Here is a 13,595-nt window from a genome sequence, read left to right as displayed (position 1 = left end):
TTTTAACGAACTGGCACCAAGCCAGAAGGAGACCACGATGAGAAAACGCAATTCAATTGCGGGTATGGCTGCGACTATCGCTTTTGTCATCACCAATAGCCATACGGTGCAAGCACAAGAATTCCCCCCGCAAAAGCCAGTCACTATGGTTGTCGGATTTGCCGCCGGCGGTGCAGCCGATTTAGCGGCACGTTTGATTGCCAAAGAACTCAGCGAGACGGTCGGGCAGTCTGTGGTCGTCGACAACAAAGCAGGCGCAGGTGGCAACATCGCCCACGGGCAAGTTGCGAAAGGCCCCAAAGACGGCAGCATGCTGTTGTTTGGTTCTGTTGGCCCACTGACCATCTCTCCCCACTTAATGAAAGTCAACTACGATCCCTTTAAGGATTTGGCCCCCATATCAGGAGGTGTCTATTTCCCCAACGTATTGGTAGTGCATAAAGGGACTGGAATCACCACCTTTGAGGCATTCATTCAACGCGCCAAAGAGCACCCCAACACGGTTGAATACGCATCATCGGGCGCAGGCTCAGCGTCCCATTTGACAGGCGAGTTGCTGAGCCAAAAAGCTGGAGCTCCAATGGTGCATGTGCCCTACAAAGGCGGAGCTCCCGCATTGCAGGACCTGCTGGGCGAACGTGTTGCCTCTTACTTTGCAGCTCCTCCCACGGCCATGCCATACGTGGAAACGGACAAACTCACGGCACTGGCAACAACGGGGTTGCAACGTCCTGCCTATTTACCCAATGTTCCCACCGTAGCGGAATCTGGGTTTCCCGGCTTTGATGCCCTCAACTGGTACGCATTTGTTGCACCAGCAGGCACGCCTGAAACTATCTTGGAAAAGTGGAACCATGCTCTGGTCCAGGTCCTCAACAAACCTGATGTCAAAGAAGCGCTACAAAAGCATGGTTTGACCCCTCATCCCACTACACGCCAAGAGTTGGCTGAATTCATTCGAAGTGAAGACCAGAAGTGGAAAAAAGTCATTCAAGATGGCCAACTGAAAACACAGAACTAGCCTTGTTCTGCGCCAGCAAAGTACTGCGTCCTAGTGCTCACCTTTGTGTTACATAGATCGCAGTCAACTAAGCGCCAACAAGTCTGTGTACCAACATGGCGCAAAGGATGTATCCGCCTAGGATGCATCGTGAGGTGGCAAAAAGGGAACGTAAAACGCTCCTCCCATCTATCTATAAAATGTGCTGTATTACGAATACATATGCCCCATTGAATGGGGCATTGGCATTTTATTTTGAGCGTCTCTGCGTTGAAGGCCTTTGCGCGATATGTACCACTTCTGCTAGAGCAGCAAGATGGTGACACAAAGGGCCAAGTAAGACCAACGCTGCATTACCACCATGTCGATCCATCTCCCCAAAATCACCGCCGGTCACCGTTACACCATGCCCATGCCTGTTGGCTCTGCAGATGCTTTACTGCTGTGCCAGTTGGCATTGCGCGAGAAAGCACAGGGCAAGCGCACCGCGATTGTCACGGCCGATGCCCGCGATGCCTTACGCCTGCTGCGTGAAATGGTGTTTTTCGAGCCTACGCTTAAGCCCGTATTGTTTCCTGATTGGGAAACGCTGCCCTACGACAGCTTCTCGCCGCACCAGGACTTGATCAGCGAGCGCTTGGCCACGCTATGGAGCATTCAGCAAGGCCAGGCAGATGTGCTACTGATCCCCGCCACCACGGCCCTGTACCGTTTGGCACCCCCCTCTTTTTTGGCAGGCTATACCTTTGCTTTCCAATCAGGGCAAAAACTCAATGAAGCCAAACTCAAAGAGCAGTTGACGATGGCGGGCTACCAGCACGTCAGTCAAGTGGTCAGCCCTGGTGAGTATGCTGTACGCGGCAGCTTGATTGACCTGTACCCTAACGGCGCGGCCCTGCCGTATCGCATTGATTTATTCGATGACGAGATTGACTCAATCCGCACATTTGATCCTGACACCCAGCGCAGCCAATTTCCAGTACCAGAAATCCGCCTGCTGCCGGGGCGCGAATTCCCAATGGACGAACAGGCGCGTAAACACTTTCGCAGCCGCTGGCGAGAGTTGCTTGAAGGCGACCCCACCAAAAGTCGCATCTACAAAGACATGGGCAATGGCGTCGCTACGGCAGGGATTGAATATTACCTGCCCCTGTTTTTTGAGCAGACAGCCACCGTTTTCGATTATTTGGGCACCAACACCACGCTGGTGTTGCACGGCCCATTGGATGCCGCGCTGCAACGCTTTTGGCAAGACACACAAGAGCGCTACCGCCTGCTGCAAGGCGATGAAGAGCGCCCGGCGCTGCCGCCTGCCACCCTATTTTTGACCACTGAACAGTTCTATTCGTTGTGCAAACCGCTGGCCCAACTGTCTCTGCGTCCTGCCAGTGATGAGGCAACCGCTGACAGCGATGCCAACCATGCTGCGGCGGACTTTCTTGCACTGCCAGATATTTCTGCCGTGCGCGGAGCCGAAGACCCGCTTTCACGCCTGCAAGCCCATTTGCGCAATACCCAGCAACGCGTTCTGATCTTGGCGGAAAGTGCAGGCAGACGCGAGAGCTTGGCCGACTTCCTGCGCGCCAGCCACCTTAGCAGCCCAGCCTTTGATTCGTTGGCAGAATTTCAATCCAGCGACGAAAAAATCGGCATTGCCACCAGTGCGCTGCAACGTGGCTTTGCATGGCTGGATGCGGGCATAGACTTCGTCACTGAAACCGAGCTGTTCAATGCTGAGCCGACCACACGCAAGCGCAAACGCCACGAGCAAGCCAGCAATGTAGATTCATTGATCAAGGATCTGGCTGAGCTCAAGGTGGGGGACCCCGTCGTGCATGCCCAACACGGTATTGGCCGTTACCGCGGCCTGATCAACATGGACATGGGGCAAAAGAACCCCGACGGCAGTCCAGCGCTGCAAGAATTCCTGCATCTGGAATACGCCAGCGAAGCCGTGCTCTACGTTCCCGTAAGTCAGTTGCAACAAATCAGCCGCTACAGCGGTGTGGCTGCCGACGAAGCGCCACTGCACAAGCTGGGTTCAGGCCAGTGGGAGAAGGCCAAGCGCAAAGCCGCAGAACAAGTGCGCGATGTCGCCGCCGAGTTACTCAACATCTACGCACGGCGTGCTGCACGTGAAGGCCACTCGTTCCGCTTCAACCCAAGTGAATACGAGGTATTTGCCAAAGATTTCGGGTTTGAAGAAACCCCTGACCAGTTAGCCGCAATCCACGCAGTGATTCAAGACATGGTCAGCCCGCAACCGATGGATCGCCTGGTGTGTGGCGATGTGGGCTTTGGTAAAACCGAAGTCGCCCTGCGTGCCGCCTTCGTTGCGGTATTAGGGGGCAAGCAAGTAGCCTTTCTAGCGCCCACAACACTGCTGGCCGAACAGCACTACCTGACGCTGACCGACCGCTTCTCCAAATGGCCCGTCAAGGTCGAGCAGATGAGCCGCTTTCGTACCACCAAAGAGATCAATGCAGCCGCCAAAGGTTTGGCGCAAGGCACGGTTGATATTGTCGTGGGCACACACAAACTACTGTCATCTTCCATCGATTTCAAAAATTTAGGGCTGCTCATCATTGATGAAGAACATCGTTTTGGTGTGCGCCACAAAGAAGCCATGAAGGCGTTGCGCGCCGAGGTCGATGTACTGACCCTGACCGCAACACCGATCCCCCGCACCTTGGGCATGGCGCTTGAAGGCCTGCGCGATCTCTCGGTCATTGCCACAGCCCCCCAAAAGCGCTTGGCCATCAAAACCTTTGTGCGCAGTGAAAACCAGGGCGTGATCCGTGAAGCCGTGTTGCGTGAACTCAAGCGCGGCGGTCAAGCTTACTTTCTGCACAACGAAGTCGAGACGATTGAAAACCGGCGCGACAAACTACAAGAAATTCTGCCCGAAGCGCGTATTGCGGTCGCGCACGGCCAGATGCCTGAACGCGAGCTGGAAAAAGTCATGCGCGACTTTGTGGCCCAACGCTACAACATCCTGCTGTGCTCCACCATTATTGAAACCGGCATTGATGTGCCGTCTGCCAACACCATTGTGATCAGCCGCGCAGATAAGTTCGGCTTGGCACAGTTGCACCAGTTGCGTGGCCGAGTAGGCCGCAGCCACCACCAAGCCTATGCGTATCTGATGGTGCCCGACACCGAAGGCCTGACCAAGCAAGCCCAACAACGTCTAGATGCAATTCAAGACATGGAAGAGCTGGGCAGTGGTTTTTACTTGGCCATGCATGACCTTGAAATTCGTGGTGCTGGTGAAGTGCTGGGCGAAAACCAAAGCGGCAATATGCTGGAGATTGGCTTTCAGCTCTACAACGAAATGCTCTCTGATGCCGTCAAAGCCCTCAAAGCAGGTAAAGAGCCTGACTTGCTCGCCCCGATGCAGGCGGTCACGGAAATCAACCTGCACGTGCCCGCGCTGCTGCCCAACGACTATTGCGGCGATGTGCACCTGCGCTTGTCGTTCTACAAACGCCTGGCCACTGCGCACAGCCTGGATGCCATTGATGTGATGCTCGAAGAAATAGTCGACCGTTTTGGCAAACCGCCAGAGCAGGTGCAGTCGCTTATTGACACGCACCGCCTGCGCATTCTGTGTGAACCCTATGGCGTGCACAAGGTAGATGCCTCGCCCGCAGCCATCGTAATCAGCTTCAGGCCCAACCCTCCGATTGAGCCTTTGCGCATTATTGAATTGATTCAGAAAAACAGGCACATCAAACTCGCAGGCAACGACAAGCTGCGCATCGAGCGTGAACTGCCTGAAATGAAAGACCGCGTGCAAATGGTGCGTGATGTTCTGAGAAACCTGGGACAGCCCACCGCGGCAGTGGCTGACGGTTCCGCGCCCGGCCACCAGACAGCAACGCAGCACTGAATGCCACCATAAATTCCACCCAAACCCAGCTTTTCGACGACATGCCCTCGCCTGAATCTGCACCAAGCAAACAGTTACTGCAGCAATTGGCCATTGCCCCCACAGGAGCACAAACCTTTACCCCTGCGCAAAAGCATTTCAACAACTTGGTAAAAAAACTGCAACGCCAAGGCGATGCCCTGAAGAAATGGGAGCAGGAAGAGGCTGTTTTTCAAAACCTTTGGCGTACAGAGTACGTTCCTCTTGAGCAAAAAAAGAACCTGCTGAACTGGCAATTGGCCTGCCTATTGGACAACGCAAACGCGACCATCAAACTCACTGAAGCCGACCTCGAAACGCTGTCCGACGTAGTGCTTGATTTGTGCGAAGAATTGCTCCAAAAACCGGCCATGGACGAGCCCAGTCGCGAGCAATTGCATGCCCTTTATGACAAGCACAGCGACAGCACGCTTGAAGCGCAAATGAACGAAGCCAAAGAGCAAATTCGCGCACAAATGGAAGACATGTTGGGCATGGACCTGAGCCAGGAAGACATTGACCTGGACAATCCAGAAGCATTCATAGCGCGCATGCTGCAGCGCCTGCAACAAGAGCAAGCCGAAAGTGATGACACCACCCAACCGCATCGAGCAGGCCATCAAACAGAAGCAAAAACCAAACCCCAGACCAAAGCGCAGCAAAAGCGCGAGCAAGCCAAGCAGAAAAAACTCCAAGAGCAACGAGAAGCCGAACAGCAGGCCAGCCAGTCGCTGCAGAGCATTTTCCGCAAGCTCAGCAGCGCGCTACACCCCGACCGCGAGCCTGACCCAACCGAACGCGAACGCAAAACCGCGCTGATGCAGCGCGTCACCGCGGCTTACCGCACCAAGGATTTGCTGCAGTTGTTGCAACTGCAGTTAGAGGTTGAACAGATCGATCCCAACAAACTCTCACAGTTGGCTGACACCCAACTCTCACACTACAACCGCGTGCTAACGCAGCAAAGTGAAGAGCTGAAAATCGAATTATTGCAAGTGCAGGCACAGTTCAAAATGCGTTACCACCTTGACCCGATCTGCAGCGTCACCTCGAAAGATTTCAAATCGATCATCACGGATTTTGTCGAGGGCACGCAAGAAGAAATCGCAGAGATTGAAGAGCAATTGACGTTGCTGCAAACCAGCAAAGGGCTCAAACGCTGGCTAAACAACACCCGCAAAGCCATCGAAAAGCAAATGCAGCATGAAAAAATGCTCCACACATTGGCCAGCAGCGGCTTCACATTTCGGTGATGCACCGCAGAAAGCCTGAGATTCATGCCCTCAACGATCGCCATCTTGCATGCCAGCCGTTTTGGGCAAGCCGAAAAAATTGCCCATGTCGTGGCCGCTGAACTGTCAGCACGAGGCTTTAGCGCCCCCGTCACTTCACTGGCTGCAGCCCTGTCATCACAAGAAGAAGGCCACCACCCAATTCCAGCATGGGCTACGTCCAAGGGAAAAGTTGCCGGTGTGGTGTTGATTGCCTCGATCCGCTATGGCCACTTTGCCCCCGAACTCGAATCCTTTATTGAAGCCAACAAAACTTGGCTAGCCAATGTGCCCACAGCCTTTGCCTCGGTGAGCCTGACCGCCCGCAAGCCAGAAAAGAACACGCCACAGACCCATCCCTATACGCGGCGCTTTCTCCAACGCATGCATCGGCGCGGCTGGCATCCAGAAACAGTTGCCGTATTTGCAGGCGCGCTGCGCTACCCCCGCTATGGTTGGCTGGACAAAGCCATGATCCGCTTGATCATGCGCATCACAGGGGGCGAGACCAATCCATCAACCAACAGCGAGTACACCGATTGGAAAGCCGTGCGCTGCTGGGCCCATGCCATTGCAGCCCAAGCAGGCCTGTAAAAATCAGGCGTAAGCCGCGATCGCGTTTGGTAAAAAACGCAAACCAGTTCAGCCTAGAGCATCTGGCTCAGTCACTGCCTGGAGCATCGCCCGCTCTGCCCGCCGCACCATTGCCCAAGAGCGCAGCAGGCGATGATGGTGCAGAAGTGACGCTTGGTGCAGATGGTGCAGGTTCAGCCGCCTCAGCACTGTTAGTGCCCCCCGTGTTGTCGCCTGAGGCATCGCGCACCAGCACCTGAGGCCCCCGCCGCTCTGCAACAACGCTGAGGCAGTAATGGGCGTACCAAAGCGAAGTCAATGCAAACACCCAGGTGAATAACCACACAGCAATTGGAACCAAGGCAACAAAGGCAAAGGCGAAAATCACCCCAGATGCCCAGACCACGCTTGGCGCTGCACTCAGGAAACCACACACCACCCCAATGAGCAGCAATGGCCAACGGTGCTCTTGGACAATCAGCTTACGCTCGTCTGCCGTTGTGTACTCCACCAGCGCGTCAAAACTCATCACGCGATAAGCCAACCAGCCCCAAATCAGTGGTGGCAAGATCAGCGCCAGAGGTGGAATCAACCACAACGGCAAGGTCACCACCAAAGCCAGAAAAGCCAAACAGGTAGACGATGCCGACCACGCCAAGCTGCGCCAAAAGGTGGCCCCCGGTTGGGGCTGCATGCCAGGAAACCGCTTTTGCGCCACTTGTTTGGCCATAGCGGGCGTCATCAGCATGGTGACTAAAAGCAAGCTGGTGATCACCAGTACAGGACTCACCAGCAACACCACCAATAGCGGTGCAAATATCGCAGTGATATTGCTCACCCCCATCGTGGCCAAACGCGCGTCAAACCAACTCCAGATGGTGCTGGCATGCATCCAATCCGTCACAGCCACCACCGCGCTGGTCCAGTACAGGTACCCCAGCACCAATGCAGCCACCACAATCAAGCCCAGGGGCAAAAGCGACAAGGCAATGATTTTGGGACGAAAGCTGTCTATCAGCGCCCGCCAGAACGACTCCATGATCCGTTGCATTGCGATCCTTTCTTATGTGATTGAAACAAGCTTTGCTGCATGGGTCTGCCACGTCAGGGCGATATCACCACTACACGCCAGTATCCTTTGCATAAGCCTGTGCTATGCGCGGACTATACAAACGAAATAAAACGGGGTACACAAAGTGATTGCTTTGTGCACCCCGTTTTTGTGGTTTTAGGTGATGGACGCTAGCGTTCTCCACCTCAGTGGTAACAGTGGCAAGCGGGCTTACTCAATGGCCTTGGTCATGTCTTCCACCACTTTTTTGGCATCGCCAAAAACCATCATGGTTTTGTCCATGTAGAACAGTTCGTTGTCCAACCCAGCGTAACCAGCAGCCATGGATCGCTTGTTCACGATCACGGTTTTAGCTTTGTAAGCCTCGAGAATCGGCATGCCATAAATGGCACTGCCTTTGACATGTGCAGCAGGGTTAACCACATCGTTGGCCCCCAGAATGATCGCTACATCGACTTGCCCAAACTCGCCATTGATGTCTTCCATTTCAAAGACTTGGTCGTAAGGCACTTCAGCTTCAGCCAACAACACGTTCATGTGACCAGGCATGCGCCCTGCCACAGGATGAATGGCGTATTTGACATCAATGCCTTTCTCCGTCAGCTTGGCAGCCAGCTCTTTCACAGCGTGCTGCGCACGGGCCACAGCCAAGCCATAACCGGGCACGATCACCACGCTTTCAGCATTGCCCAGTACGAAGGCGGCATCATCGGCACTGCCACTTTTAACATTGCGCTGTGCTTGTTCTCCCGCTGCAGCTGCAGTGGCATCCCCCCCGAAACCGCCCAGAATCACATTGAAGAAACTGCGGTTCATGGCCTTGCACATGATGTAGCTCAAGATCGCGCCAGAGCTACCAACCAGAGAGCCCGCAATGATCAGCATGGAGTTGTTGAGCGAGAAACCGATGCCAGCAGCCGCCCAGCCAGAATAGCTGTTGAGCATGGACACCACTACGGGCATGTCAGCGCCTCCAATCGGAATGATGAGCAGCACACCCAACGCAAAACCCAGTGCAACGACCAAGAGAATGTCTAGCCAGCTTTGGCTGTGCCAGAAGCCAAAAATAAAGAAGGCAGCGAGCAGCCCCAACCCCAAATTCAACCAATGCTGCCCAGCAAATTGCACCGGTTTACCTTGGAACAGACGGAATTTGTATTTTCCTGACAGCTTGCCAAACGCAATCACAGAGCCTGTGAAGGTAATGGCGCCAATGAAGGCTCCAAGCGCCAACTCCACCCGGTTACCACCAGGAATCGGCTGACCATGCGCGGAAATACTGAAGGCCCAAGGCTCTGCCACCGCCGCAATGGCAATGAACACAGCGGCCAGGCCAATCATGCTGTGCATGAAAGCGACCAGTTCAGGCATTTTGGTCATCTCAACACGTTTGGCCATGATCGAGCCTGCTGTGCCGCCCACCAGCAGGCCAAGAATGACCCACCCTAAACCCATGGCACCACCGGCAAGCTTAACGATCAGGGCTGCCGTAGTTACCACAGCAATCAACATGCCTGCCATGCCAAACACGTTGCCACGGATCGATGTTGTGGGGTGCGAAAGGCCTTTCAGCGCCTGAATAAAGCAGACACTGGCGACCAGATACAACAAAGTGACGAGGTTCATGCTCATGATGCATTGCCTCCTTCAGTCTTGGGCGCTGCTTTGCGTTCTTTCTTCTTGAACATTTCCAGCATGCGGCGTGTGACAAGAAAACCGCCAAACACATTGACCGCAGCCAAGGCCACCGCCAGCACGCCTATGGTTTTTCCCAGTGGAGTTTCAGTGAGTGCTGCTGCCAGCATGGCGCCCACAATCACAATGGCTGAAATGGCATTGGTCACCGCCATCAAAGGGGTGTGCAATGCGGGGGTCACTGTCCAGACCACGTGGTAACCCACGTAAATGGCTAGTACAAAAATAATCAAATTGGTCACGATGGGGGATACAAACTCCATGGTGGCTCTCCTGTTGTGAATCGGTTTAAAGCGAAGGATTAGGCGGTTTGATCGATGTGATTCGGTTGTTCTCACCCAATAAAACGATCGTGGGTTGGTACACCGCGGCAGCTTCTTCACTCATCGGTGCATAAGTACAAATGATGAGCAAGTCACCCACATGCGCGCGACGTGCTGCAGCGCCATTGAGCGATATCGCCCCTGAACCACGCGGCGCCTTGATGATGTAAGTGGAAAACCGCTCACCGTTGTTGACGTTGTAGAGCTCGATTTTCTCGAACTCGCGCATATTGGCCGCATCCATCAGGTCCTCGTCAATGCCGCAAGACCCCTCGTAATGCAGATCTGCTTCCGTCACTGTGGCGCGGTGTAGCTTGGCACGCAACATGATGCGGTTCATGGTTTGGTCACCTTTCCATCACGGCTCATCAGGCAGGCAGCCACGATGTCATCTTCCAAATCAATCTGAAGCCCTTGGTCTTTTGGCAAAATGAGTTTGAGGAAATCCAGCACATTGCGCGCATACAGCTGTGAGGCATCTGCAGCAACCAACGCGGGTAAATTTGACTCCCCAATCAACGTCACGCCATGCTTTTGCACTGTGGTATCAGTTTCAGTCAAAGGGCAGTTGCCGCCCACACCATCAGGTCCGCGCCCTGCAGCCAAGTCCACAATCACTGAGCCCGGCTTCATCGCCTGCACCATTTCCGCAGTCACCAGCGTAGGGGCTGCGCGGCCAGGAATCAGCGCAGTCGTAATCACTACGTCAGCGGCAGCCACGCGCTTGGCAACCTCAATTTTTTGCCGATCCAGCCAACTCTGAGGCATCGGACGGGCATAGCCACCAACGCCCTCAGCAGCTTCTTTCTCTTCTGCGGTTTCATAAGGCACATCAATGAATTTGGCGCCCAGAGATTCAACCTGTTCTTTCACGCTAGGGCGCACATCACTGGCCTCAATGGTCGCGCCCAAACGCTTAGCCGTAGCAATGGCCTGCAAGCCAGCAACCCCGACTCCCAAAACGACCACTTTAGCAGCTTTGACCGTGCCAGCGGCTGTCATCAACATAGGGAAGAAGCGCTGGTACGCATTGGCGGCCATGACCACCGCCTTGTAACCTGCAATGTTGGCCTGCGATGAAAGCACATCCATACTCTGCGCGCGGGTGGTGCGTGGGGCAGCTTCGAGCGCAAACGCAGTGACGTTGGCCGCAGCGATACGCTGCAGGCCGGCCGTATCAAATGGATTGAGCATCCCGACCAATACCGCGCCGGGCGTCATCAGTGCCAGCTCGCTATCGGATGGAGCACGCACCTTTAAAATTACCTCGGCAGCCCATGCTGCAGCCGCATCAACAACTTCAACACCCACGCTGCGATAGGCTTCATCAGTAACAGATGCAGCCACACCCGCCCCACTTTGCACGCGAATCGCATGCCCTTGGGCAATGAGTTTTTTTGCGGTTTCCGGGGTCAGCGCGACCCGGGTTTCTCCCCGCGCCGTTTCCTGTGGTACGCCAATCAACATGATGGTCTCCTTGTCATCAATCTCTACTCCTCATGAGGATACACGCATGCTCTGCGCAAACTAGTGCGCGAATATAGTGCAAGTTGATGCCAATTAAATAAGAATTTATTGACAGACGATTTTTTTCGTCACATCCATGACTTGTGCATCACGTCAAAAAATACCAGCCAAAGCCCCCAAAAAACCAATCCTCAAAGCACCTTGCAGCATGCCCCGTGCCTGCAATATGTCAATGGCACCAATCCTCTATGCCGCAAACCATGGGCAGCGCCAGCCAATCCTTCCCTTGCACAACTCCATACGACAAAACGTCGCGTCATCGCTAAATACGAAAGCAGGCATCGCCCCATCTGCAGCTCTACTGTTAGGGCGATGCCATTCCAAACCGTATGTTGCGCATGATTTCTTGAAATAATGCGCAACATGTTCCTGCCTCTTGCTCTTTCCTACATCTCGCGTTGCTTATGGACAGCCATGGTTGCTATAGCCTTGGTGGGCTGCCAAACTGCGGCTGGTCAATCACAAGCCTCACGTGCCGCCAGCGGCTCCATGTCATGCACTATTCACCGAATCTCAGATGGCGACACTGTGCGCGCGCAATGCCAGCAAGGCAGCTACCGCACACAGGTGCGCATTCGTATCAAAGCCATTGATGCGCCCGAGTTGCGCCAACCTTATGGTTCAGCCTCGCGCCAGGCATTGCAGCGCTTATGTTTGCGCGAAACCTTCACATTGGCGCGGCAACATGAACGTGACCAATACGGGCGCAGCCTGTTGGATTTGCAATGCAAACAGCAGGATGTGGCGACTTTCATGGTGGAGGCCGGTCTGGCATGGGCTTATCGCGCCACGGCAGGTGATTACCCCCACTTGGTTGCTGCAGAAGCACGCGCCAAACGCAGTGGCAAAGGGCTATGGGGGCAGGCCAATCCTACGCCGCCTTGGGCTTGGCGTCACCGTCAATAAGCGGTAACGCGGTTTTCTTACAGTGCCAGATAGCCGGTTGCGTGCACAATGCCACCAACTCCACCCTCTACTCAAGACCACATGATTAACGCACATGCCTGCTTATTCTTTTGATGCGATCGACGCGCAAGGCCAATCTCGCAAAGGCACGTTAGAAGCGGACTCTGCGCGCTCTGCCCGCAGCCAGTTGCGTGCGCAAGGCTTAGTGCCCTTATCCGTTGAAGCCGTCGCACAGGGTAAAGATGCGGCCCATTCGCAACGCCACTGGGGCAGCAAGGTATTCAATGCCACGAACTTGACGATTTGGACGCGGCAGTTAGCCGGCTTGGTGACTTCAGGTTTAACACTGGAACGCGCCTTGGCTATGCTGGCAGAAGAAGCTGAAGACGAGCGCCAGCAACGGCTGGTGGCCAGTTTGCGCGCCGAGATCAATGGAGGCACCAGCTTTGCTCGTGCCTTGAGCGCCTGGCCAAACGAATTTTCAGACGTATACGTCGCAGTGGTGGGTGCCGGCGAGCAAAGCGGGGAGCTCGGCCATGTGCTTGACCGGCTGGCCGACGAACTGGAAAACCGCCAAGCATTGCAGTCGCAGATTGTGGGCGCAGCGTTGTACCCAGCCATCGTCACGCTGGTGGGCATTGTGATTGTGACGTTCTTGCTCAGCTATGTAGTGCCACAAGTGGCCAATGTGTTTTCGGGTGGAAACCGCCGCCTGCCTTTGTTGACTGAAATCCTCATGGGTATCAGCGGCGTGATCCGTGCTTACGGTTTTTGGGTTCTGATTGCACTGGTAGTGGCCATTTTTGGCGTAGGCCGCTGGCTGCGCATTCCATCACAACGGGAAAAATTTGATGCGGCATGGTTACGCTTGCCGGTCATAGGAAAACTCAGTGCGCAGTTCAATGCATCGCGCTTTGCCTCTACGCTGGCCATGCTCAGCGCAGCGGGCGTGCCCATTTTGAAATCACTGCAAGCGGCCGCTGAAACCGTCAGCAACCGCTCCATGCGCCGCGATGCCATGGATGCCCTGGTACTGGTTCGTGAAGGCGCCCCCCTGGCCGCAGCGATTGCACAAAAAAAACGTTTTCCCGCGCTGCTGCCCATGTTTGCCCGCTTGGGTGAACAAACAGGCGACTTGCCACTGATGCTCGAACGCGCCGCCAAACAAATGCAAAGCGAAGTGCAGCGACGCTCCGTGCGCCTGGCCACCATGCTTGAACCTTTGCTGATTGTGGCCATGGGAGTTGCGGTGATGGTGATTGTTCTGGCCGTGCTGCTTCCGATCATTCAAATGAATACATGGGTGCAGTAAATCTGC

At 54.8% G+C, this 13,595-nt stretch carries 11 protein-coding genes; 6 read left to right on the top strand and 5 right to left on the bottom strand.

All coding sequences use genetic code 11. From position 1 onward, the window contains the following. Positions 1-37 precede the first annotated feature (37 nt). From E9531_RS02820 to hemG, 4 genes are all read left to right on the top strand, one after another. On the top strand, positions 38-1,021 hold the full coding sequence (locus tag E9531_RS02820) for a Bug family tripartite tricarboxylate transporter substrate binding protein (protein WP_136572192.1): 984 nt from the start codon (positions 38-40) through the stop codon (positions 1,019-1,021). Between the two features lie 340 nt (positions 1,022-1,361). Next, positions 1,362-4,892 carry a transcription-repair coupling factor gene (gene mfd / locus E9531_RS02815; RefSeq protein WP_425293549.1) on the top strand — a complete coding sequence of 1,177 codons (3,531 nt, stop codon included), beginning with the start codon at positions 1,362-1,364 and terminating at the stop codon, positions 4,890-4,892. 41 nt (positions 4,893-4,933) lie between these two features. After that, complete coding sequence (locus tag E9531_RS02810; protein ID WP_136572191.1) at positions 4,934-6,163, top strand: hypothetical protein; 1,230 nt, start codon at positions 4,934-4,936, stop codon at positions 6,161-6,163. A 24-nt stretch (positions 6,164-6,187) separates the two neighbouring features. Further along, a complete protein-coding gene (gene hemG, locus E9531_RS02805) occupies positions 6,188-6,775 on the top strand; it encodes a menaquinone-dependent protoporphyrinogen IX dehydrogenase (protein ID WP_136572190.1) in 588 nt (195 codons plus the stop codon). Positions 6,776-6,842: 67 nt separating this feature from the next. Here hemG and E9531_RS02800 read toward each other — a convergent pair whose 3' ends face one another. From E9531_RS02800 to E9531_RS02780, 5 genes are all read right to left on the bottom strand, one after another. Next, positions 6,843-7,805, bottom strand: coding sequence for an EI24 domain-containing protein (locus E9531_RS02800; RefSeq protein WP_136572189.1), 963 nt, complete (start codon positions 7,803-7,805; stop codon positions 6,843-6,845). Positions 7,806-8,036: 231 nt separating this feature from the next. Then, a complete protein-coding gene (locus E9531_RS02795) occupies positions 8,037-9,458 on the bottom strand; it encodes an NAD(P)(+) transhydrogenase (Re/Si-specific) subunit beta (protein ID WP_136572188.1) in 1,422 nt (473 codons plus the stop codon). Next, positions 9,455-9,784 carry an NAD(P) transhydrogenase subunit alpha part 2 gene (locus tag E9531_RS02790; protein ID WP_136572187.1) on the bottom strand — a complete coding sequence of 110 codons (330 nt, stop codon included), beginning with the start codon at positions 9,782-9,784 and terminating at the stop codon, positions 9,455-9,457. Before E9531_RS02790 ends, E9531_RS02795 begins: the two co-directional genes overlap by 4 nt. Positions 9,785-9,809: 25 nt before the next feature. After that, positions 9,810-10,184 (bottom strand): aspartate 1-decarboxylase, encoded by a 375-nt coding sequence (gene panD / locus E9531_RS02785; protein ID WP_136572186.1) that lies wholly within the window; start codon positions 10,182-10,184, stop codon positions 9,810-9,812. Next, the gene (locus E9531_RS02780) at positions 10,181-11,311 is read right to left on the bottom strand and encodes a Re/Si-specific NAD(P)(+) transhydrogenase subunit alpha (RefSeq protein ID WP_136572185.1); all 1,131 of its coding nucleotides are present in this window, start codon (positions 11,309-11,311) and stop codon (positions 10,181-10,183) included. The genes panD and E9531_RS02780 overlap by 4 nt, the downstream gene beginning before the upstream one ends. A gap of 474 nt (positions 11,312-11,785) precedes the next feature. Between E9531_RS02780 and E9531_RS02775 the strand changes: the two genes are divergently transcribed. Both E9531_RS02775 and gspF read left to right on the top strand, forming a co-directional pair. Next, complete coding sequence (locus tag E9531_RS02775; protein ID WP_158291706.1) at positions 11,786-12,277, top strand: thermonuclease family protein; 492 nt, start codon at positions 11,786-11,788, stop codon at positions 12,275-12,277. Between the two features lie 94 nt (positions 12,278-12,371). Beyond that, the gene (gene gspF / locus E9531_RS02770) at positions 12,372-13,589 is read left to right on the top strand and encodes a type II secretion system inner membrane protein GspF (protein WP_136572183.1); all 1,218 of its coding nucleotides are present in this window, start codon (positions 12,372-12,374) and stop codon (positions 13,587-13,589) included. The last annotated feature ends 6 nt before the right edge of the window (positions 13,590-13,595 follow it).

The organism is Lampropedia puyangensis (genome assembly GCF_004833285.1).
Classification (GTDB): Bacteria; Pseudomonadota; Gammaproteobacteria; order Burkholderiales; family Burkholderiaceae_C; genus Lampropedia; species Lampropedia puyangensis.
The sequence above is the reverse complement of the archived record's forward strand: the minus strand, read 5'-3'. Positions and strand labels throughout refer to the sequence as shown.